Source organism: Mesorhizobium sp. P3_A9 (assembly GCF_056402975.1).
On the sequence record NZ_JBFUGJ010000087.1, the window covers coordinates 1 to 19649 of the forward strand.

The following is a 19649-nucleotide window of genomic DNA, read 5'->3' on the forward strand; positions in this document are numbered from 1 at the left end:
ACCCGATCCTGCCGATCAACGAAGCCCCGGGCCTGGCGATAGGCCTCGGCGGCGTTGGCGTCACGCTGCGTGACCTCGTCCAGCTCTATACGGGGCTCGCCAATGGCGGCAAGACGCACACGCTGCATGATGGCACCGAGCCGGCCAAYGCCGAACGCACCACCGCCACCATCCTCAACGAGCAGGCGAACTGGCAGATCAYCGACATCTTGTCGGGGGTAAAACCGCCGGAAGGCGCCKTSCAACGCGGCATCGCCTACAAGACCGGCACTTCCTACGGCTATCGCGATGCCTGGTCGGTCGGCTTCGACGGCCGCTATGTCCTGGGTGTCTGGGTCGGCCGTCCCGATGCCGGGGCGGTCCCGGGCCTCTCCGGCTATGTCTCGGCCGCCCCTATCCTGTTCGAAGGCTTTGTCCGCTCGGGCCTTGCCACCGTGCCGCTGCCGGGCAAGCCGCCCGGCGCCTTCACCCCCAAGCGCGAGGATCTGCCGGTGACGCTCGCCCGCTTCGGCGCCGGCGCCGACGGGCTGGTGCAGGCAACGCCGACCGAACCCGCCCCGACCATCATCTTCCCGCCGGACGGCGCCCGCGTCGACCTTGCCACAAACTCCGCCGACGCCACGCCGCTGGTGCTGAAACTGCAAGGCGGCCGTGCGCCCTTCCGCTGGCTGGCCAATGGCAAGCCACTGGCTGGTATCGACCGCCGCCGCACCGCGACCTGGCAACCGGACGGTGCTGGCTACTCGACACTGACCGTGATCGACGCGGCGGGGCGGGCGGCGAGCGTGAAAGTCTTCGTTGAATAGACCGAGCCAAGCGATTCTGCGCGTTGGCATTCTACAAGGTCAGCCGATAGCAGGATACTTACCCATGCCTGTTCCGAGGCACCCCCCTCTGGCCTGCCGGCCATCTCCCCCGCAAGGGGGGAGATCGGCAGCTCCGGCGTCTAGTCCACTTCTACAATGGTGGAGATTGGCGAAAGCGGCTGAGCGCTCAATCTCCCCCCTTGCCGGGGAGATGTCTGGCAGGGCAGAGGGGGGTGCCTCGCGCAGACCTCGACTGTCGGCAGCCTCAGCCCTGGCAGCAACGATCCTTGTCGCGGCAATCCCTCTCCCCGTTTCCGCCGATCCCCTCCCCGCCGGCTTCGTCCGCCTCGCCGATATCGCCCCCTCGATCCGCCAGGACATCCGCTACGCCGGACCGGACGATTTCCTCCACCGCAAGGTGAGCGGCTACGACGCACCGGTCTGCATTCTCACCTTGCAGGCGGCGCAAGCCCTGGCTGGCGTCCAGCAGGCAATTGCCGTGAAAGGCCTGACACTGGTCGTGTTCGACTGCTACCGCCCTGCCCGAGGCGTCGCCGACATGGGCAAATGGACACGAGAGGGCGGGCCGCCCGATCCGCAATGGTACCCGAAGGTGCGGCGTGGCGACCTCATCGCCAAGGGCTATGTCGGTGAACTGTCAACCCATTCGCGCGGCTCGACCGTCGATGTCGCGATTGCGCAGGTCGACGGTCCATCCGTCTCCAAGCCGGCCTGCGGCGCCATCGATGCCGATACGCTCGACTTCGGCACCGGTTTCGACTGTTTCGACCCAATGAGCGAGACGTCGCACCACCCGCTCGGCAGTGAAGCGGCGGCAAACCGCAAGCTGCTTGTCGCCGCCATGCGTACCGCCGGCTTCAAGAACTATGCCCGCGAATGGTGGCACTTCACGCTGGCAGACGAACCGTTCGCCAAGGAGCGTTTCGACTTTCCCGTTACCGCCGAGTAATTCGCGCCATCGATTCCCTGCGGCCTTGCCCCGACACCTCACATTTCTACATAGGTCAGCTAGCGGCGTGGATTCGCTGCGGTCGCGCGCAGCGGAAGATATTTCTACAGGATGAAAAATTTCGTCGAAGATTTTCTCCAATGGGGCAAAAAAGGCAACATTCGATGCATCTAATTTCTATCAATTCGGTAGATTTGGCGCGGGTTCAACGGAGGCAGAAATGACCAAACCTCATTTCAGGAAACTGCTCGGCGCACTGGTCGTCACATCGGTTCTATCAGGCACGCTCGGTTTCGCGTTTGCCGACACCACCATCCTCAACGTGTCCTACGATCCGACACGTGAGCTCTACAAAGCTTATGACGAGGCCTTTGCCGCGCACTGGAAGGCCGAGACCGGCGAGACGGTGACCATCCAGCAGTCGCACGGCGGATCGGGCGCCCAGGCGCGCGCCGTGATCGACGGCCTCGATGCCGACGTGGTGACGCTGGCGCTTGAGGGCGACATCAACGCCATCGTCTCGAAGTCGAAGAAGATCAACCCCGACTGGCGCAAGAAATTCGAAAACAATTCAGCACCTTACACCTCGACCATCATCTTCCTGGTCCGCAAGGGCAACCCCAAGGGCATTCACGACTGGAGCGATCTGGTCAAGGACGGCGTCCAGGTGATCACGCCGAACCCCAAGACTTCGGGCGGCGCCCGCTGGAACTACCTCGCCGCATGGGCCTACGCCAACGCCAATGATGGCGGCGACGAGGCCAAGACCAAGGAATTCGTCGGCAAGCTCTACGCCAATGCCCCGGTTCTCGACACCGGCGCGCGCGGCTCGACCGTGACCTTCGCGCAAAAGGGCATCGGCGACGTGCTGATCGGCTGGGAAAACGACGCCTATCTGGCACTTAACGAATTCGGCGCCGACAATTTCGAGATCGTCTATCCGCCGACATCGATCCTGGCCGAGCCGCCTGTGGCCATTGTCGACGCCAATGTCGACGCCAAGGGCACGCGCAAGGTGGCCGAAGCCTATCTCGGCTGGCTCTATTCCAAGGAAGGCCAGACGATTATCGCCAAGAACCACTATCGCCCCGCCAAGCCCGAACTGGTCGCGCCGGCGGATATTCCGAAGACGCCTGACATCAAGCTGATCTCCATCGACGACCCGCTTTTCGGCGGCTGGAAGAAGGCACAGCCTTATCATTTCGGCGACGGTGGTATATTCGACCAGATCTACAAGCCGGCCCAGTGAGGTTCGGCAGTCCCGAGGAAGCCCGCGAATGGGCTTCTTCGGCAAGTCTGGTTGAGTAAGAAGGGACAATCCAGAACTCCATGACCACAGCACCCGCGCAGGCGGGGTGGCGATTCAGGCAGCCGAGTGTCATTCCGGGTTTCGGATTGACGCTCGGCTTCTCGCTTGCCTACCTCACCCTCATCATCCTCATTCCGCTTTCCGGGCTGGTCTGGCGCTCGGCCTCTCTCGGCTGGGCTGAATTCTGGGCGATCGCCAGCGACCGCCGGACCCTCAACGCGCTGGAAATCAGCTTCGGCACCGCCTTCCTCGCGGCGATCGTCAATGTCGTCTTCGGCACGCTGGTCGCCTGGGTGCTGGTGCGCTACCGCTTTCCCGGCCGCCGCATCGTCGATGCCATGGTCGACCTGCCCTTCGCCCTGCCGACGGCGGTGGCGGGCATTGCGCTCACCACGCTCTATGCGCCGAACGGCTGGATCGGCAAATTGCTGATGCCGCTCGGCATCAAGGTCGCCTACACGCCGCTTGGCATCGTCGTCGCACTCGTCTTCATCGGCCTGCCCTTCGTCGTGCGCACGGTGCAGCCGATCATGGAAGAAATCGACAAGGAAGTGGAGGAAGCGGCCGCCACGCTTGGCGCCAGCCGCTTCCAGATCATCACCCGCGTGCTGTTTCCGGGCCTGGCGCCGGCCATCATCACCGGCTTTTCGCTGGCCTTTGCGCGCGGCGTCGGCGAATACGGCTCGGTCATCTTCATCGCCGGCAATCTGCCCTACAAATCCGAGATCGCACCGCTTCTGATCGTCATCCGGCTGGAGGAATACAACTACCCGGCAGCGACCGCGATCGCGGCGATCATGCTGGCTCTGTCGTTCGTCATGCTGCTGGTCGTCAATCTCGTGCAGACATGGAGCCGCAAGCGCTATGGCTGATCCCGAGATCAAATCCTACGAACCCTACCATGAGAGCCGCTCGGCGGCGGTGACCGAAAGCCGTCCGGCGCAGGCCGTGCTGATGGCGATTGCCTTTGCCTTCCTCGGCATCTTTCTGCTTTTACCGCTCATCATTGTCTTCCATGAGGCGCTGGCGAAAGGCATCGGTGCCTATACGCAAGCGCTGGTCGAACCGGATGCGCGCTCGGCGATCCACCTGACGCTGCTTGTCGCGGCGATCTCGGTGCCGCTCAACGTCGTCTTCGGCATCTCCGCCGCCTGGGCGATCGCCAAGTTCGAGTTCAAGGGCAAGGCATTTCTGACCACGCTGATCGACCTGCCTTTCTCGGTCTCGCCGGTCATTTCAGGCCTGGTCTATGTGCTTTTGTTCGGCGCTCAAGGGCTGCTCGGAGCGTGGCTGAAGGGACATGGCATCCAGATCCTGTTCGCCGTGCCGGGCATCGTGCTGGCCACCGTCTTCGTCACCTTCCCCTTCGTCGCCCGCGAACTGATCCCGCTGATGCAGGAACAGGGCAATGGCGATGAGGAGGCAGCACTCTCGCTCGGCGCCAATGGCTGGCAGACCTTCTGGTACGTGACGCTGCCCAACATCAAGTGGGGACTGCTCTATGGCGTGCTCCTGTGCAACGCCCGCGCCATGGGCGAATTCGGCGCGGTGTCCGTGGTTTCGGGCCATATACGCGGCCTGACCAACACCATGCCGCTGCACGTCGAAATCCTCTATAACGAGTACAACGCGGTCGGCGCTTTCGCCGTCGCCTCACTGCTTGCCGGGCTGGCACTCGTCACGTTGGTCTTGAAAACACTGCTCGAGATGCGCTACGGCGCCGAGCTTGCCGCGACGCGCGGACATTAGCAGAGGGATTTGTATGGAAGTTCGCGTTGCCAACGTGCGCAAGGAGTTCGAGCGGTTTCCGGCGCTCCACGATGTGTCGCTCGATATCAAGTCGGGCGAGTTGATCGCGTTGCTGGGGCCATCCGGCTCCGGCAAGACGACGCTGCTCAGGCTGATCGCCGGGCTGGAGCGGCCGACCCGTGGAAAAATCTTCTTCGGCGACGAGGACGCTTCGCAGAAGTCGATCCAGGAGCGCAATGTCGGCTTCGTCTTCCAGCAYTATGCGCTGTTCMGGCACATGACSGTSGCCGACAAYATCGGYTTCGGCCTGAAAGTCCGGCAYGGGYCSTCGCGGCCGCCGGCKCAGGAAATCCGACGYCGCGCCTCCGAGCTKCTCGACCTSGTCCAGCTTTCSGGSCTKGAAAAGCGCTATCCGGCGCAGCTYTCSGGCGGCCAGCGCCAGCGCGTGGCRYTGGCMCGCGCCATGGCGATCGAACCYMRGGTGTTGTTGCTSGACGAACCGTTCGGCGCGCTCGATGCSCAGGTGCGCCGCGAACTGCGCCGCTGGCTACGCGAGATCCAYGACCSCACCGGCCACACCACCGTCTTCGTCACCCACGACCAGGAAGARGCRCTGGARCTTGCCGACCGCGTCGTGGTGATGAGCCAGGGTCGCATCGAGCAGGTCGGCACCGCCGACGACATCTACGACACGCCGAACTCGCCCTTCGTCTATGGCTTCATCGGCGAATCGAGCTCGCTTCCCGTCAAGGTCGAGCATGGCGAGATCTGGCTCGCCGATCGCCCCATCGGGCTGTCCGCGCCGCATGCGCCCGAGGGCGACGCGACGCTGTATTTCCGCCCGCACGATGTCGAACTGCTCGATGGCTGCAGCGGCTGCATCGCCGGCACGGTCGCCGCCAGCCGCCGCGTTGCCGGCACGCGGCGCGTCGAACTCGAGATCGGCGGCGAGCGCCAGCGGGTCGAGATCGAACTGCCAGTCGACCATCCGGCGGCGCAGAAGAGCCGGGTAGCCTTCCGACCGGGGCGTTGGAAGCTGTTCCCGGCGGCTTGATCCTCGGGTCAGGCGCTATTCCAGCCAGTTCTCGACCTTCAGCTTCCGTATCCGGGTGAACTCCCCGATGTTGGCGGTCACCAAAATGGTGCCCAGCACACAGGCGTGAGCGGCAATAAAAAGGTCATTGTGGCCAATGGGTTGACCAACGGACTCCAGCTCGGCGCGAAGTGCGCCGTACTCGGCATCCACTGGCACATCGAGCGGCAAGACAGGGATCTCAGCCAAAAGGTCCTCGACCTTCTTGAGCAGCTTGGTCGACCCTTTCCTGGCGCAGCCATATCTTAGCTCCGAGGCAACGACGATGCTGGTGCACACAGCGGCGTCTCCCTCACGCACCATTGCAATGGCGGCCTTGCCCGCCGGGTTTCGGATGATGTCGCTGATGATGTTCGTATCCAGCATGAACCGCATCAAAAAATGTCCTCGGACTGGACCGGCGCATCTTTGATCTCGGGGAAGTCGTCCTCAGGACCGAGCGGTGGCTCCTTCGCCCATTGGGCGAGCAACGCCGTCAGGCCGGGCTTGCGGACCGGCTCGATGATCAAGCGGTCGCCTTCACGGCTGATCAGGACCTTGTCACCCGAAAGCTCGAACTCGACAGGAATGCGCACCGCCTGGCTGCGGTTGTTGCGGAAGAGCTTGGCCTCCTTGGGTGGCGTTGTTGAACGACGATGCTGGGGCATAACGATCTCCCTTTGTATATGCCATATGTATATGCCAAAAGGTGCCACAAGGCAAGGAACAGAAAAACCCAGGCTGAAGCGAAAGTCATCTGGAACAGAATTCTAAGGACCGGCAGTATTGTTCACATCTTTTCTCGCGGCGAGGCTGCGGAACCGTCGTGCATGCCTCGCCCTGCCCCATGCCTCACGGCTATTGTCAGCCATTAACGCATTGCATCCGGAGCCCGTTTTTATGAAGCGATTTTTCCTTGGCGTTGCCACTGTCGCCGGCCTGTTCCTCGCATCCTCCCAAGCCTGGTCCGCCGACAAGCTGCTCAACGCCTCCTATGACGTCGGTCGCGAACTGTTCGTTCAGGTCAACAAGGCCTTCGTCGCCGGACATCCGGGCGTCACCATTGACCAGTCGCATGCCGGTACCTCGGCGCAGGCGCGCGCCATCGCCGAGGGCCTGGGCGCCGATGTCGTCACCTTCAACCAGGTCACCGACATCGATTTCCTCGTCAAGAAGGGCCTCGTCTCCGCCGACTGGCAGAAAGACTTTGCCAACAACGCTTCGCCCTTCTATTCGCTGCCKTCGTTCCTKGTSCGYGCGGGCAATCYCAAGCACATCAAGGACTGGAACGATCTGGTGCGCGACGATGTGCAGGTGATCTTCCCCAACCCGAAGACGTCGGGCAATGCGCGCTACACCTATCTGGCGGCCACCGCCTACGCCAAGGAAGCCTTCAAAGGCGATGATGCCAAGGTGAAGGAGTTCATCACCAAGCTGTTCAACAACGTGCCGATCTTCGACACTGGCGGCCGCGCCGCGACCACCACCTTCGTGCAGCGCGAGATCGGCGACGTGCTGATCACCTTCGAGTCCGAGACGCGCGGCATCCGCAAGGAGTATGGCGACGACAAGTTCGAGCAGGTCACGCCCTCGGTCAGCCTGCTGGCGGAATTCCCGGTGGCCATCGTCGACAAGGTCGCCGACGAGCACGGCACCCGCGATCTGGCCAAGACCTACCTCGATTTCCTCTACACGCCCGAGGGCCAGGACATCCTCGCCCAGAACGGCAACCGGGTACGTGACGCGGCCGTCGCCGCCAAATACAAGGCCGACTTCCCGGAGGTGCGCCTGCTGACGGTGGAAGACGTCTTCGGCGGTTGGGACAAGATCCAGAAAGAGCATTTTGCCGCCGGCGGCCTGCTCGACCAGGCCTATGGCAGCCGCTGACGGCTACAGCATACAAAGAATAGATGATGGAAAGCCGGCAACAAGCCGGCTTTCTTCGTTTTTGCCGTCAGTCATGGCGAATGCGGCACCATCCCGGCAAAACGTTACAAAGAATCAACGCGTTTGTGCCTAACGTGCCATTTGGCGTCTTGTTTTCGCGAAATGCCTTCGCGCGGCGAAATCGTCATTATTTGCACACAAACAGCCGCCAGATGCGAGGTGGTTGGGGCTTCAACGGGTTGACTCGGGCATGCTGACAAAAAAAGGCAAATACGGCCTCAAGGCCCTCGTGCATCTTTCCAGTCTTCCGGTTGGCCAATTGGCTTTCGTCAACGACATCGCGGTCGCCAACAACATCCCGAAGAAATTCCTCGACGCCATCCTCGGCGAATTGCGCAATGCCGGCTTTGTGCAGAGCCGCAAGGGCAAGGAAGGCGGCTATCGCCTCGCCCGCCCGGCCTCCGAGATCAAGATCGGCCATGTCGTGCGCGTGCTGGACGGGCCGCTGGCGCCGATACCCTGCGCCAGCCGCACGCAATACCAGCGCTGCGAGGATTGCGACGAAGCCACCTGCCAGGTCCGGCACATGATGCTGGAAGTGCGCCAGGCGATCGCCGAGGTGCTGGACAACCGCAGCCTCGCCGCCATGCGGGATGCCGACAACGACGATTTCCCGGTCGAGCTGTCGTCGCAAATCTAATGCATGTCGCCCAAAAGTGACCTCGGTTTTGGGAGAACGACATGCATAACAACAAAGATCTAAAGCGCGTAGCATGACGTGCTTTAGATCGACGGCTGGCGATCGGCGTTCATCACTGTAAGATTGCGCAATGCGCGCAGGCGCATTGCAGCAACAGGAACGGATGGACGCCCGCTGGATGAGGCTGTCGAAGTTCGCGAGATCCCGAAAAACTGCTCGTAGGCCGACCGCCACGGCCAGGTTCCAGACTGAGATCATCGCCGACGTCCCGGTCCCGGAAAGGGCTGAGGACGTGCGCTTCTTCAGCCGCAAGGTCGTGCACCCTGGCAGGGTGCGCCGGCTCTCGAACCAGGACCTGCGCGAAAGCCTGATGGCCGTGTTCTACGTCGTGGTCGCGGCCTCAGTGCCGGTGCGCTGGTGGGCGTCGATCTGCGATCGGATGTCCAGGCTTCGCCTGAAACGCCATATGCGCAAGCAATTTCCGGCCTATGCCGCCGCGACGCGCGCTGTGCTTGGCAACGGCATCGACGCGCGCAAGCTGTTCGAGGCATTGCTCGCGTCGCGCCACCGCCGCCGGCTGCAGCTTGCCGCGCATCTGGTCGCCAAACGCTGGTCACCAACGATCCGGCTGGAAGGGGTCGAGGGGCTGCAGGCTGCCCTGCAACGTGGCCGCGGCGCCATCATCTGGTGCGATCAGTTCACCTCGCAGACCATCTTCGGCAAGCGTGCCCTGCATGAGGCGGGCATCGAAGCGCATCAGGTGAGCGTCAACACCCACGGTATTTCCGAATCCGCGTTCGGTCTGCGTTTCCTGAACCAGCCGCTGGTCAAGGTCGAGAATCGCTACCTCAAAAGCCGCATCGTCTTCGAACGCGACGACGCCTATCAGGTCACCATCCGCATCCAGAAAATCCTCAGAGGCAATGGCGTGGTGCTGATGACCAACAACATCCACGCCGGCTCGACCTTCACCGAAGTCGCTTTGGGCGAGAACGGCTGGACACATCTTGCCTCGGCCCCGGCGAATTTTGCCGCGAGGGGCAAGGCGGCGCTGTTTGCCATGTCGACCTTTGAGACCCTTCCCTTCCGCGAATACAGGGCCGTCATCAGCCCGGAGCTGTTGCCGGCTGAAGCGGAGATGGGACGAGACGGTGCCAAGGACATGGTGCTGCAGGCACGCTATATCCTGCTCAAGCGCGACCGGCTGCTCGAAGCGCTGAAACTGTTCCCCGAACAGATGCTGATCTGGTCCGGCGGCCGGCGAATGACGGAAGCCTCGGATGACGCCCTGACCGGCGACGATATCGGCTCATGACCTGGCCAGCAGCCGCATCGCGTCGGCAACGACATCGGCAACGGGACGAGTCGCGTCGATTGTCAGGGCCCGCTCATCCCTCCCAGGCGGCTCCAGGATGGCGAACTGGCTGTCGACCAGGCTTGCCGGCATGAAATGGCCCTTGCGGCTGGCAACGCGCCGCCGCGCGGTGGTGGGATCGATCTCCAGATAGAGGAAGACGATGTCAGCRCAAAAACCGCGCAGTCGGTCGCGGTAGCTGCGCTTCAGCGCCGAGCAGGCCGCGACCACGCTCTGCCCTTTGCCGAGCGACGCAGCGATCCGCTCGCCGATCGCGTCGAGCCAGCCTTCGCGCAACCGGTCGGTGAGCGGCTCGCCGCTGGCCATGCGCGCCACGTTTTCCGGCGGATGGAGCCGGTCGCCCTCGATGAAGACGGCGTTCAGCGTGGCCGCCAGCGCGATACCGACAGCCGACTTGCCGCAGCCGGCGACCCCCATCACCACGATGGCCGGAGATGCCGAACCAGGAACGCCCACCAGCGCCTGCACTGCCTTTTCGTCCACGGTCAGCGGCTTGCCGGCGCGCGGCCGTAGAGCAGCAGCATGGCGACGATGACGACGCCATAGATAATCTGCCGCCCCGCCTCCGGCATCTGCATGACCGACAGGATGGATTGCAACAGCGTGATCAGGATGACGCCGGCGACGGTGCCGAGATAGGACCCGCGCCCGCCGAGGATCGAAGTGCCGCCAAGCACCACGGCGGCGATCGACGGCAAGAGATAGGCATCGCCCATCGACTGCGCCGCCTTCGAGGCATAGCCGGCCAGCAGCACGCCGCCAAAGGCGGACAGCCCGCCGGAGACGGCGAAGGCGATCATCACCACACGCCTTGTGTCGATACCCGAGAGATAGGCGGCGCGCTCGCGGTTGCCGATGCCATAGACGGTGCGGCCAAAGCCGGTGCGGGTCAGCACGAACACCATCGCCGCACCGATGACAGCCCAGATGATGACCGCGTTGGGCACGCCCGGAATGGTAAAACCCGTGGCGAGATAGCGCATGGCGCGGGTCGCCGAATCCTGGGGCGAGAAGCCGCCGGTGTAGACCACCATCAGCCCTTGCGCGACGGCGTTGGTGGCGAGCGTGATGATCATCGAGGGAATGCGCAGATAGGCGACGCCGATGCCGTTGACGACGCCGATCAGCACCCCGCAGAAGATGCCGAAAGGGATGGCCAGCGCCACGCCGACCGGACCGTAGGCGGCGGCCGCGCAGGCCATCATCGCGCCTGCGGCCACCGACCACGGCACCGACAGGTCGATCTGACCGAGCAGGACGACCAGCATCATGCCGGTGGCAATGACGCCGAGGAACGAGGCCACCTTGAGCTGCTGCAGCAGATATTCAGGCGACAGGAAGCTTCGGGAATAGAGGCTGCCGAGGAACAGCAACAGCACGATACAGGCGAATGCCGTCAGCACCGCCGGATCGGCGCGGCGGATGAATTTCGGCATGCGGCCGGCAATGCCGCCGTCGCTCTTCCCAACCATCGGCGTCGTTTCGCTCACAGGAACCACTCCAGCCGGTTGCGGACCCGAAACAGGGCGAAGGCGCCGAGGCTGACCGCGATCAGCAGGATAACGCCCTGGAACAGCGGCTGCCAGAGCGGATCGAAATCGAACACGAACAACAAATCGCCGATGGTGCGGAAGGCGAGTGCGCCGAAGATCGCGCCGATGGCGCTGCCCTTGCCGCCGAACAGCGAGACGCCGCCCAGCACCACGGCGGCGATGGAAAACAGCGTGTAGGCGTTGCCGCTGGCATAGGCCGCGTCGCCCGTATAGGTGAAGAAGGTCAGGAACAGCCCGCCGATCGCCGCCAGCAGCCCGGCCAGAGTGTAGGCGGCGAATTTGCCCCGCCTTATCGGTACGCCGGACATATAGGCCGCCGTCTCCGACGATCCCGCCGCGTAAGCGGCCCGCCCAAGCACCGAGCGGCTGAACGGCACCCAGATCACCAGCACGATGGCGAGCAGCACGACGAGGCTCGCCGGCACCACGCTGAACACACGGCCGGTCAACGCATCGGCCAGATCCTCATTGACCGAACCGCCCGGGAACGGCCGCAGCAGAAGACCGATGCCGTAGAAAACGGCTCCGGTGGCGATGGTGGCGACGATCGGCTGCAGCCGTCCGTAGATGACGATGGCGCCGTTGATGGCGCCGCACAAAAGACCGACCGCCAGCACGGCGATGACACCGAGCGTCGTCTGCATCGGCGTGCCCACCACCAGCCAGGAGGCCAGGCAGTTGGTGAGGAGAAAAATCATGCCGACGGACAGGTCAATGCCGGCGGTGATCACCACCAGCGTCTGCGCCATGGCGACAAAGGCGAGCAGCACGCCCTTGTTCGCCGCCGTCTGCACCACATTGGCGGTGAAGCCGGCCGGATGGTTCGATGTGTAGATGACGAACATGACGATGAAGATGCCGAGCGCCAGCAGCGTTCCGCGTTGCTCGGCCAGCCAATAGCGCCAATCTTTCACGCACTTGCTCCCAGGCCCACCGGGCTCTCCTCGCCATGGATGTTGAGGGCGCTTGAAATCAGCGCCCGCTCGGTGATCTCGGCGCCGACCAACTCGCGCTTGACGGCGCCGTCATAGAGCACCAGCACGCGGTCGCAGCAGCCGATCAGCTCGTCATAGTCGGTCGAATAGAACAGGATCGCCGCCCCCGCGTCAGCGAGCTTGCGCATCAGCTGGTAGAGCTCCTGCTTGGTGCCGACATCGATGCCGCGCGTCGGATCGTTGAGCAGGATGATGCGCGGCTGGCGCATCAGCCATTTGGCGATGACCACCTTTTGCTGGTTGCCGCCAGACAGCGCGCCGACCGGAATGTCGAGCCCCGCCGTCTTGATCGCCAGAAGGCCGACCATGTCGTCGATCAGCCGCTGTTCGGCGGCGCGGTCGATGACGCCACCCCGCGACAGCCGGTCCAGCGCGGCGAAGGACAGGTTTTCGCGCACCGTCATCGGCAACATCAGGCCTTCGGTCTTGCGGTCCTCTGGAATGAGCGCCATGCCGATACCGTCCTCGCGGGCAGCAGCGGGGCTGGCGATCTTGACCGGCTTGCCGTCGATAAGGACCTGACCCGACAGGCCACGCAGCACGCCGAAGAAAGCCAGCAGCAATTCGCGCTGGCCCTGGCCGTCGAGGCCGCCAAGGCCGACGACCTCGCCGGCCCTGACCGTCAGCGAGATATTGTCGAGCCGGTCAGTCCAGGACAGCTTGCGGGCTTCAAGCCTGGGTGCGGCTGTGGCTGGCACCGCCGCCGGCTTGGGCGGAAAAATATGGCTGTATTCGCGGCCGATCATCAGTTCGACCACCTCATTGTCGCTCTTGGAGCCGGCCTTGTAGCTGGCAACGTTACGGCCGTTGCGGAACACTGTGCACTGATCGGCGAGTTCCGCGATCTCATTCATGCGATGCGAGATGTAGAGCAGCGCCAGCCCTTCTGAGCGCAGCCGCTTCAGCACGCCAAAAATGTTCGAGACATCCGCCGCGGCGAGCGCGGACGTCGCCTCGTCCAGGATCAGGATGCGCGGCTTCCTGGCCAGCGCCTTGGCGATCTCGACCATCTGCCTTCTTGAGAGGGGAAGATCCTTCACCAGCGCCAGTGGATGGATGTCGGCCGCGCCCGCGCGGGCAAGAGCTTCCTCCGCGATGCGGCGCTGCGCCTTGCGGTCGATCATGCCGAAGCGTTTGGGCGGGTCTGATATGACGATGTTGTCGGCGACGCTGAGTTCGGGAACCAGCGACAGTTCCTGGAAGATGCAGACGATGCCGGCCTTGTTGGCGGCAGCCGGCGAAGCGAAGCTCACCTCGCGACCATCCAGCATCATGCGGCCTTCGTCGGCCGCGACGACGCCCGCCATCACCTTGATCAGCGTCGATTTGCCGGCGCCGTTTTCGCCAAGGATAGCGTGGATGCTGCCGGGCGTGACGACAAGCTCCGCCTTTTCCAGCGCCCGCACGCCGCCATAGCGCTTGGATATGCCTTCCATCTGGAAGAGCGGAACCGCAGCGTCCATCGGCCCTCCCGAGGCACTTTGACGACCAGAGATATCGAGTGGCCGGCGCCGTGGGGGGATCCCACGGCGCCGAGTGTACAGCCTACTGGTCAGCCTTGGTCTGACCCATGATTTCCTGCGCTGTGAAATTGATGCCGCAGGTCGGGAAGGAATTGCCGACGAAGAAATTGTCGGACTGGTCGGGGAAGAAGTCCTGACCGGCCTTGAAGTTGGGATCCTCGACGATCGCCAGCGGCAGCTTGACCGACTGCGGGACGACATTGCCTTCAAGCGCTGCGATCGCAGTCTTGATGGCAACCGCCACCTGCGCCGGGCCGGTACCGGCTGACGAGCATTTCAACCCGTCGGCTGCATGGGCGGCGCAGAATTTGCGGAAGCCGTTCTCGGTCTCGCCGCCGAACGGCACGAACGGATGCTTGGCATCGATCATCGCCTGCACGATGCCGGTGTCGCCGCCCTGTCCCGTGACGGCGTCGAAGGGGCCGTTGGTGGCGATTGCATCGGCAGAAGCCTTTTGCGCAACGCCGTCATCCCACTTGCCGACGACCTCGGTGACGGCCCATTTCTTGCCGGAGGCGTCGAGAGCCTCATGGATGCCATTATGGCGGTCGGTGTCGACCGATGTGCCGGCAACGCCGCGCACCTCGAGCACCTTGCCGCCGTTCGGCACATGCGAGACCAGCCATTTGCCCCACAGTTCGCCAAGACCCTTCTGGTCGACGTTGACGTTGATGGCGTCCTTGGTGTCGAGAATATTGTCGAAGGCAACCAGCACGACACCGGCTTCCTTGGCGCGCTTGATCACCGGCCCGAAGGCGGTCGGGTTCTGCGCGTTGACGACGATCGCGTCATAGCCGGAATCGATGAAGTTGTTGATCGCCGAAATCTGCGCCGGCACGTCTTCGCCGGTCGAGACGACCTTGAATTCCTTCAATTTCGCCGCAACGTCCTTCTGCGCCGCATAGGCCTTCGCGGTCTGCACCATCTGGATACGCCAGGTGTTGGCGATATAGCCGTTGGCGAGCGCAATGCGGTATGGGCCGGCCTTCTTGGGGAACTTGAAGAACAGCGTGTCCGCGGCCCAAGGTGCGAAGCAATCCGGCTCGGCAGCCGGGCCCTTGACGACTTCAGGGCCTGCGGCAATCGCCGACGAGCTCAACATGACGAATGCAGTGGCGGCAACGATGCCACCAACAAGTGACTTGATCATCGATAATCCTCCCGATTGCAGTTCTGATTTGTCTGTTCAGTTTTTATGAAATTTTCGCGTTTCCGGCTGGCCCCTCCGCCTTGCCCAGTCACGCCTGCCAGGTGCTGAAGACCTCCGCGATCCCTCCCCTTACCGCCCCCTTCAGCCAGGTGAAATCTATCATATTATCCATAATAAACAAGCTTGAGCTGTTGCTTATGTATAATAAACAGGCTCGGCGTCTAAGCGACGATGCCGGTCCAACGAAAATGGTAGCGCTACCATGACGTTGTGTAAAGCGCCATTTGCGGGCGATCCCGAAAGCGCGTTCAGCGCGCCGTGCTCTCGCGGCGCTTGAGCTCGAAGCCAAGGTCGACGATCCGCTCCTGCGGCCGGTCGCCAGCGATTGCCGCCAGTGCCATGGCGACGGCGCGCCTGCCAATTTCGTAGCGATAGGTGCGGATGCTGGTGATGGAGGGAAAAGCCACCTGCATCATGTCGAGATCGTTGAAGCCGACAATGCCGATCGTCTTCGGCACGTCGATCGCGGCCCGATGGCACTCGAACAGCACGCCGAGCGCGATGTCGTCATTGTTGCAGAACACGCCATCGAGCGTCGGCATCTTGGCCAGTGCGTCGCGGAACAGTTCGCGGCCGAGCGGCACGCTGGACAGTACCGGCGTGGTGGTGACCAGGCGCGGATCGAACAGGCCGGCTTTTTCCATCGCCGCGCGATAGCCGGCAAGGCGCCGCTGCGAGCGTGGGTCCATGCGCGCGCCGATGAAGCCGATGCGGCGATAACCCKYCTCGATCAGGTGCTCKGTCGCCGYCCKSCCRCCKTCGWGATGCGAGAAGCCGACCAGCATGTCGACRGGRTCGGGCCCGGTCTCCATCACCTGCACCACAGGGCAACCGGCATTTTCCARCAGTTTYCGCGAGGTTGGCGTCTGGTCRATGCCAGCSACGATSAGYGCTGCCGGSCGCTGCGARCCGAACACCTGTARGAGCCGYTCTTCCTCGAGGCCGGAATAATGSGTGTTGCCGAGCTGGATGCGGAACGGGCTGTCCGACAGGCTGTCGTAGATGCCGCGTACCACCTCGGCGAAGACGTTGTTGGTGAGCGACGGCACCAGCACGCCGAACACCTCGGCGCGCGCCGAGGCCAGCGCCCGCGCATTGGGGTCCGGCACATAGCCGAGTTCGTCGACGGCGGCCTGGATCTGGCGGCGCAAATCCTGGCTGACGCGCTCCGGCTCGCGCAGCGCGCGCGACACGGTGATGGCCCCAACGCCGGCCTTGCGCGCGACATCCGATATGGTCGGGCGACCGCCACCCCGGCGCGAGCGCGGCTTGATCAAGGCCACTGCCCGCTGCCGCCGATGCGCACCTGCAATACGATCATCTCAGCTGTCGCCATCTCACCGGCCTGTTGCCGCACCCCTGGGCCTCTGGGGTCGCGCAGTGCCTGCCCGTTGTCAAGCCGAGGTGCCTCAGGCTGCCATGACTGCCCTGTCCCTTGCCTTCCACATGAACAGCCCGACGGCCAGTATGTTCAGCAGATTCCAGGCGATGCCGTTGAGGAAMGCGGCMGCRTAGGARCCGGTCAGGTCGTAGATCCAGCCCGACATCCAGCCRCCGATCGCCATGCCGAAWATSGTCGCCATCATGACGATGCCGATACGCTGGCCGGCCTCCTTGGCAGGCAGATATTCGCGCACGATGATCGCATAGCAAGGCACGATGCCGCCTTGCGACAGGCCGAACACCAGCGACACGACATAGAGCGAGGCGAGACCGTCGAATGGGATGTAAAACAACAGCGACAGGCATTGCAGCACCGAACCGATGATCAGTGTTTTCGCGCCGCCGATGCGATCGGCGATAAAGCCGGAGGCAAGCCGGCTGACGACGCCAGCCGCCATCATGATCGACAGCATGTCGGCGCCATGCGCGATGCCGTAGCCGAGATCCATGCAATAGGCGAYGATGTGMACCTGCGGCATCGACATCGCCACRCARCAGCCGAGGCCGGCRACGACCAGAAGCACCTGCAATGCCGCAGGCGACAKCGRRATCGGCTGCACTGGCCGGCTTCCCGGCGAGCCGGCGGCTGCCGCATCCGGGGCACCGCGGCGCAGCAGCAGTACCAGCGGCACCATAGTGACCAGGCAGAAGATACCGATCGCCGCATAGGTGAAGCGCCAGCCTTCCGCCTTGATCAGAGTCGGCATGATGGTCGGCCAGAGCGCGCCGGCGAGATAGTTGCCGGCAGCAGCCGCAGTGACCGCGACGCCGCGCCGGCGGTTGAACCAGTGCGAGATATCGGCGATCAGCGGCCCGAAGATCACCGACGTGCCGACACCGATCAGCATCCCTTGCGCAAGGGTGAATTGCAGGATCGAGGTCGACAGCGCGGCAAGCAGCAGGCCGGCCGAAAGCGCCACGGAAGAGATCAGCGCCGGGATCCAATAGCCCATGCGATCGATGGCGCGGCCGACCAGCACGTTGCCGGCGGCAAAGCCCACCATGGTCGCGGTGTAGGGCATGGATGCCGCCGCGCGGTCGACACCGAACTCGGCTTGCACGGCGGGCAGCACCACGACGACGGCCCACATGCCGACCGCCCCGATCGTGGCCAGCACCATCGAGATGGCCAGCCGCATCCAGGCATAAGAGCTGTCGATGCCGGGGCTGGCCTGGCTCAAATCGGTTCGGGTCAAAGGCGTTTCCTGTCGGCGGTCTCGAAAACCGGCCGCCGTTTGCGCCACTATCGGCACATTCTCAGGAAGCAGCAGCGCCACGGCGGGCAAATCCGTGGCTCCAGACCCTAACTATGTGGAAAGACCTTCCGCCGGAATCCCCCGCAAATAGCCGGAGCAATCATGGCGTGCTGCTGGCTGATTGGTTGTCTAACGCGACTTGATCACGTGGTCGGTATTGGCCAGCAACTTCCGCACCGCGGCGCGCGCGGCGTCCGGCCGCTGCAGGCGGATGTTCTTCTCGATCGCCTCATGCAGCTTCTGCGCATGATTGAGATCGTCGACGGCCCGCGTCGTATAGGCGAACAGGTGATCGAAGGCGGATTCGATCAGCACGCCAAGCGGCACCAGAAGGTCGTTGCCCGATGCGCGCAGGATGGCGAGGTGGAAGCGCGTGTCGGCGCGGGTGCGCTCCTGCAGGCTGGTCGCTGCCCCCATCTCGCGGCAGGCCTGGCTGATCTCGGCCATCTGCTCGTCGGTTCGCCGCATGGCGGCGAAGGCGGTCGCCTCCGGCTCGATGATGTGACGAAATTCCTGCACCGTCTTCAGGAACACCTCGCGGTCGGGCGACGTCGCGTACCAGGCGAGCACGTCGCGATCGAGCAGGTTCCAGCGCTCCTTCGGCTCGACCCAGCTGCCGATCTTCGGGCGTGAGGCCAAAAGGCTCTTGGCCATCAGCATCTTGATCGCTTCGCGCACCGCCGAGCGGCTGACGCTGAAGGTCTCCGACCACTTTGCTTCATTGGGCAGGATGGTGCCGGGCGGATAGTCGCCGCGCACGATCCGCAAGCCAATCTCGCTGGCCAGCGACGTGTGCACGCTGGCGCCCGGAATGCGCGCCACATCGGCTCGGCGAACACCGGACGGGCGCTCGGCGGCAGCCGCCTTTTTCGGCGATTTTTCCTTGTTCGGCTTCGCGTCCCGCATACGCTTCAGAAAGGCCGGTTTACGGAAGCTGTCAAGCACCACCGAACGGTTGGGCCGCAAAGCCCGCCGCTATGCACAGCCCAGCCGCATTTGTCCGCCCGCTCAGGCGGTTTTGACGTATTTGCGCCAGCTGTGCTCCGGGCGGAAACCCAGCATGTCGCGTGCCTTGCGGTTCGACAGCAGCGTCTCGTATTCGCCGAGTTCGGCCTTGACCGGCACGTTGGGATAGAACCGCTTCAGGAGTTCAGCCGTCGGCAGATCGGACGAGGTGTCGTCATTGGCGGCGTTGAACACTTGATAGCCGAGCCCGTCCTTCTCGACGGCGCGCAGCGTGATCTGGCCGAGATCGCGCGCATCGACATAACTCCAGGCGATACGCTTGCGGAAACCSGSATCGGCGAACCAYTTCGGRAACAGCGAATATTCRTGCGGCTCGATGACRTTGCCGATGCGCAAGGCRTAGATRTCGGTGCCRTTGCGTTGCGCGAAGGCACGCGCGGTCTTCTCGTTGACGATCTTGGACAGCGCATAGCTGTCCATCGGGTCGACGTCATACTCTTCATCGAGCGGGAAATATTTGGGGTCGCGCGGCTCGTTGGCGAACACCAGGCCATAGGTCGTCTCGCTGGAGGCGATGATCACCTTGCGGATGCCGAGCTTCACCGCTGCCTCGATGACATTGTAGGTGCCCATCGCRTTGATGCGGAACACCTCATTGTCGGKSGTGATCATGATSCGCGGGATGGCSGCRAAATGCACCACSGCGTCSACCGGCTGCGGCCGCAGCGATGGGTCGAATTCATGCAGGCCCATATAGCTCGACAGCGCGTTGAACACCTGCCCGCTGTCGGTGATGTCGGTGATCAGCGTGCGCACCTTGGGATTGTCGAGCGGC

19 protein-coding genes and 1 pseudogene are annotated in these 19649 nt (G+C 63.5%); 9 read left to right on the forward strand and 11 right to left on the reverse strand.

Translation table 11 applies throughout. The features are described 5' to 3' along the window. From AC1DX0_RS14575 to AC1DX0_RS14600, 6 genes and pseudogenes are all read left to right on the forward strand, one after another. A pseudogene (locus AC1DX0_RS14575) lies at positions 1-806 on the forward strand (penicillin-binding protein 1C); the annotation flags it as partial. Positions 807-1017: 211 nt separating this feature from the next. Beyond that, positions 1018-1776, forward strand: a complete 759-nt coding sequence (locus AC1DX0_RS14580; RefSeq protein WP_477221846.1) for a M15 family metallopeptidase — start codon at positions 1018-1020, stop codon at positions 1774-1776. Positions 1777-1996: 220 nt separating this feature from the next. Continuing rightward, complete coding sequence (locus AC1DX0_RS14585; RefSeq protein WP_477221845.1) at positions 1997-3025, forward strand: sulfate ABC transporter substrate-binding protein; 1029 nt, start codon at positions 1997-1999, stop codon at positions 3023-3025. 80 nt (positions 3026-3105) lie between these two features. Next, entirely contained in the window at positions 3106-3957 is an 852-nt protein-coding gene (gene cysT, locus AC1DX0_RS14590) for a sulfate ABC transporter permease subunit CysT (protein ID WP_475450021.1), read from the forward strand. Then, a complete protein-coding gene (gene cysW / locus AC1DX0_RS14595; protein ID WP_477221844.1) occupies positions 3950-4834 on the forward strand; it encodes a sulfate ABC transporter permease subunit CysW in 885 nt (294 codons plus the stop codon). The genes cysT and cysW overlap by 8 nt, the downstream gene beginning before the upstream one ends. Positions 4835-4847: 13 nt before the next feature. Beyond that, on the forward strand, positions 4848-5888 hold the full coding sequence (locus AC1DX0_RS14600; protein ID WP_477355807.1) for a sulfate/molybdate ABC transporter ATP-binding protein: 1041 nt from the start codon (positions 4848-4850) through the stop codon (positions 5886-5888). A 15-nt stretch (positions 5889-5903) separates the two neighbouring features. Here AC1DX0_RS14600 and AC1DX0_RS14605 read toward each other — a convergent pair whose 3' ends face one another. Both AC1DX0_RS14605 and AC1DX0_RS14610 read right to left on the reverse strand, forming a co-directional pair. Next, a complete protein-coding gene (locus tag AC1DX0_RS14605) occupies positions 5904-6302 on the reverse strand; it encodes a PIN domain-containing protein (protein ID WP_477221842.1) in 399 nt (132 codons plus the stop codon). Next, complete coding sequence (locus AC1DX0_RS14610) at positions 6302-6574, reverse strand: antitoxin (protein WP_477221841.1); 273 nt, start codon at positions 6572-6574, stop codon at positions 6302-6304. The genes AC1DX0_RS14605 and AC1DX0_RS14610 overlap by 1 nt, the downstream gene beginning before the upstream one ends. Before the next feature lie 232 nt (positions 6575-6806). On the opposite strand from AC1DX0_RS14610, the gene AC1DX0_RS14615 reads away from it, so the two are divergent. From AC1DX0_RS14615 to AC1DX0_RS14625, 3 genes are all read left to right on the forward strand, one after another. Next, positions 6807-7793, forward strand: a complete 987-nt coding sequence (locus AC1DX0_RS14615; protein WP_477355810.1) for a sulfate ABC transporter substrate-binding protein — start codon at positions 6807-6809, stop codon at positions 7791-7793. A 250-nt stretch (positions 7794-8043) separates the two neighbouring features. Then, positions 8044-8493 carry an RrF2 family transcriptional regulator gene (locus AC1DX0_RS14620; protein WP_010910348.1) on the forward strand — a complete coding sequence of 150 codons (450 nt, stop codon included), beginning with the start codon at positions 8044-8046 and terminating at the stop codon, positions 8491-8493. 292 nt (positions 8494-8785) lie between these two features. Continuing rightward, positions 8786-9808 (forward strand): hypothetical protein, encoded by a 1023-nt coding sequence (locus tag AC1DX0_RS14625; RefSeq protein WP_477221840.1) that lies wholly within the window; start codon positions 8786-8788, stop codon positions 9806-9808. On the opposite strand, the gene AC1DX0_RS14630 is transcribed toward AC1DX0_RS14625, so the two are convergent. The 9 genes from AC1DX0_RS14630 to AC1DX0_RS14670 form a co-directional block, all read right to left on the reverse strand. Then, complete coding sequence (locus AC1DX0_RS14630) at positions 9803-10351, reverse strand: gluconokinase (protein ID WP_477221839.1); 549 nt, start codon at positions 10349-10351, stop codon at positions 9803-9805. The genes AC1DX0_RS14625 and AC1DX0_RS14630 overlap by 6 nt on opposite strands. Before the next feature lie 2 nt (positions 10352-10353). Then, positions 10354-11340, reverse strand: coding sequence for an ABC transporter permease (locus AC1DX0_RS14635; RefSeq protein WP_155256506.1), 987 nt, complete (start codon positions 11338-11340; stop codon positions 10354-10356). A 14-nt stretch (positions 11341-11354) separates the two neighbouring features. Beyond that, positions 11355-12335: an ABC transporter permease gene (locus AC1DX0_RS14640; RefSeq protein WP_477221838.1), complete on the reverse strand. Its 981-nt coding sequence runs from the start codon at positions 12333-12335 to the stop codon at positions 11355-11357. Next, complete coding sequence (locus AC1DX0_RS14645; protein ID WP_477221837.1) at positions 12332-13879, reverse strand: sugar ABC transporter ATP-binding protein; 1548 nt, start codon at positions 13877-13879, stop codon at positions 12332-12334. Before AC1DX0_RS14645 ends, AC1DX0_RS14640 begins: the two co-directional genes overlap by 4 nt. An 82-nt stretch (positions 13880-13961) precedes the next feature. Beyond that, the gene (locus AC1DX0_RS14650) at positions 13962-15089 is read right to left on the reverse strand and encodes a sugar ABC transporter substrate-binding protein (protein WP_477221836.1); all 1128 of its coding nucleotides are present in this window, start codon (positions 15087-15089) and stop codon (positions 13962-13964) included. Positions 15090-15397: 308 nt separating this feature from the next. Next, positions 15398-16426 (reverse strand): HTH-type transcriptional regulator GntR, encoded by a 1029-nt coding sequence (gene gntR, locus AC1DX0_RS14655; protein WP_477355819.1) that lies wholly within the window; start codon positions 16424-16426, stop codon positions 15398-15400. A gap of 132 nt (positions 16427-16558) precedes the next feature. Beyond that, a complete protein-coding gene (locus tag AC1DX0_RS14660) occupies positions 16559-17788 on the reverse strand; it encodes an MFS transporter (protein ID WP_477355813.1) in 1230 nt (409 codons plus the stop codon). Between the two features lie 189 nt (positions 17789-17977). Then, positions 17978-18754: a FadR/GntR family transcriptional regulator gene (locus AC1DX0_RS14665; protein ID WP_477221834.1), complete on the reverse strand. Its 777-nt coding sequence runs from the start codon at positions 18752-18754 to the stop codon at positions 17978-17980. Between the two features lie 102 nt (positions 18755-18856). Beyond that, a partial coding sequence (locus AC1DX0_RS14670; protein WP_477355816.1) for an NAD-dependent epimerase/dehydratase family protein occupies positions 18857-19649 on the reverse strand: 793 nt, incomplete at its 5' end.

Excerpts from the sequence above, each read along its gene's own strand:
- cysT (WP_475450021.1), top strand. The coding sequence starts at position 3,106 with ATGACCACAGCACCCGCGCAGGCGGGGTGGCGATTCAGGCAGCCGAGT.
- AC1DX0_RS14645 (WP_477221837.1), bottom strand. The coding sequence starts at position 13,879 with ATGGACGCTGCGGTTCCGCTCTTCCAGATGGAAGGCATATCCAAGCGC.
- AC1DX0_RS14605 (WP_477221842.1), bottom strand. The coding sequence starts at position 6,302 with ATGCGGTTCATGCTGGATACGAACATCATCAGCGACATCATCCGAAAC.
- AC1DX0_RS14650 (WP_477221836.1), bottom strand. The coding sequence starts at position 15,089 with ATGATCAAGTCACTTGTTGGTGGCATCGTTGCCGCCACTGCATTCGTC.
- cysW (WP_477221844.1), top strand. The coding sequence starts at position 3,950 with ATGGCTGATCCCGAGATCAAATCCTACGAACCCTACCATGAGAGCCGC.
- AC1DX0_RS14585 (WP_477221845.1), top strand. The coding sequence starts at position 1,997 with ATGACCAAACCTCATTTCAGGAAACTGCTCGGCGCACTGGTCGTCACA.
- AC1DX0_RS14635 (WP_155256506.1), bottom strand. The coding sequence starts at position 11,340 with ATGGTTGGGAAGAGCGACGGCGGCATTGCCGGCCGCATGCCGAAATTC.
- AC1DX0_RS14580 (WP_477221846.1), top strand. The coding sequence starts at position 1,018 with ATGTCTGGCAGGGCAGAGGGGGGTGCCTCGCGCAGACCTCGACTGTCG.
- AC1DX0_RS14610 (WP_477221841.1), bottom strand. The coding sequence starts at position 6,574 with ATGCCCCAGCATCGTCGTTCAACAACGCCACCCAAGGAGGCCAAGCTC.
- AC1DX0_RS14665 (WP_477221834.1), bottom strand. The coding sequence starts at position 18,754 with ATGCGGGACGCGAAGCCGAACAAGGAAAAATCGCCGAAAAAGGCGGCT.
- AC1DX0_RS14620 (WP_010910348.1), top strand. The coding sequence starts at position 8,044 with ATGCTGACAAAAAAAGGCAAATACGGCCTCAAGGCCCTCGTGCATCTT.